We start from the raw sequence: 1,748 nt of genomic DNA on the forward strand, positions 1-1,748 counted from the left end.
GGGTCTGGTTTCAGGTAAATCTGGCGAGGCGACAACTATCCTGACGACCGGGGGATGGATCACTTCTTTATCGTGATTGTGAGGCGACAACGCTGCCCGCTTTTGTTCCGATAAAACTACCATCCCCACCACAGGCCGATCTGCAAATGTCCGTCAGTATCGACGTTCCTTTCGGCCATCAAAACCTCACCGTGAAGTGGCCGCTGGCCGATCCCGACGGGTGCGCCCGTTTTATCCGTGGTCTTACTCAATGATCCGCATCGACGCCATCTGGCTCGCCACCGAGCCCATGGATATGCGCGCTGGCACCGAGGCCGCCTTGGCCAGAGTTATCACAGTGTTCGGTGCGGCGAAGCCGCACTGCGCTTATATCTTCGCCAATCGACGGGCCAACCGAATGAAAGTGCTGGTGCACGACGGGATTGGTGTCTGGCTGGCGGCACGCCGGTTGAACCAAGGCAAATTCCACTGGCCAGGCATTCGACAAGGTAGCGAGCTGGAACTGGATGCCGAGCAACTTCAGGCCCTGGTACTTGGTCTGCCTTGGCAGCGCGTTGGCGCTGGCGGTGCAATAACGATCCTTTAAAAAGGCTGTAATTAACGTCTGAGCCTGCTGCCGCAGGCGGTCTGCTTTGGTAAAATCTACGGCATGACTTCCTTGCCCAACCTCGACCAAATGACCCCCGACCAACTGCGCGCTCTCGCTGCGCAGTTGCTGTCGAAGGTCGACACCATGGGCAGAAAGAGCCACCGCGATGACACCATCATCGAGCAGTTGACCCACGAGATCGCACTCCTCAAGCGGCACCGGTTTGCCAAGCGCAGCGAGCAGATCAGTCCTGAGCAAGGCAGCTTGCTCGACGATCTGCTTAACATCGATCTTGAGGCTATCGACGCCGAGCTGACGGCACTGCTTCCGGCTCCAGTTCCAGCAGAGGTGCTCCAAAAGCCGAAGCGCGCGCCGTTGCCGCCTCAGTTTCCACGCACCGTCATTCATCATGAGCCAGAAAGCACTCAGTGCTCCTGCGGTTGCCAGCTCCAGCGCATCGGCGAGGACGTCAGCGAGAAGCTGGATTACACGCCAGGCGTGTTCACCGTCGAACAACACGTGCGTGGAAAGTGGGCCTGCCGTCAGTGCGAAACACTGATCCAGGCGCCGGTACCGGCCCAGGTGATCGACAAGGGCATCCCAACCGCAGGCCTGCTGGCTCACGTGATGGTGGCGAAGTTTGCTGACCACTTGCCGCTATATCGGCAGGAGAAAATTTTCGGGCGCGCCGGTTTAGCGATCCCGCGCTCGACACTGGCGCAATGGGTTGGGCAGACCGGTGTGCAGCTTCAACCGTTGGTTGATGCCTTGCGAGAAGCTGTCTTGGCACAGCAAGTCGTCCATGCCGACGAGACGCCGGTGCAAATGCTTGCGCCCGGACAGAAGAAAACTCACCGTGCTTATGTCTGGGCTTATTGCACCACACCGTTCTCGGCAATTAAAGCTGTAGTTTATGACTTCAGCCCGAGCCGGGCCGGTGAGCATGCGCGTAACTTCCTCGGCACGTGGAACGGCAAGCTGGTGTGCGATGACTTTGCTGGCTACAAAGCAGGCTTCGAGAAGGGCATGACCGAAATCGGCTGCATGGCCCACGCCCGCCGTAAGTTTTTCGATCTGCACGTGGCGAATAAAAGCCAGCTGGCAGAGCAGGCGCTGCACTCGATTGGCGGCTTGTACGAGGTTGAACGCCAAGCGCGAG

2 protein-coding genes are annotated in these 1,748 nt (G+C 58.8%); both read left to right on the plus strand.

Annotated features, from left to right (window positions below; all coding sequences use genetic code 11):
* Nucleotides 1–250: 250 nt before the first annotated feature.
* A complete protein-coding gene (gene tnpB, locus KUO17_RS26615; protein WP_255263489.1) occupies nt 251–586 on the plus strand; it encodes an IS66 family insertion sequence element accessory protein TnpB in 336 nt (111 codons plus the stop codon).
* A 63-nt stretch (nt 587–649) separates the two neighbouring features.
* On the plus strand, nt 650–1,748 hold a 1,099-nt coding region (tnpC, locus tag KUO17_RS08825; protein WP_217975047.1), incomplete at its 3' end, for an IS66 family transposase.

The organism is Pseudomonas aegrilactucae (genome assembly GCF_019168305.1).
In the GTDB taxonomy this organism is placed as follows: domain Bacteria; phylum Pseudomonadota; class Gammaproteobacteria; order Pseudomonadales; family Pseudomonadaceae; genus Aquipseudomonas; species Aquipseudomonas aegrilactucae.

Coding starts and splice junctions, on each gene's coding strand:
- tnpB (WP_255263489.1), top strand. CDS start 251: ATGATCCGCATCGACGCCATCTGGCTCGCCACCGAGCCCATGGATATG.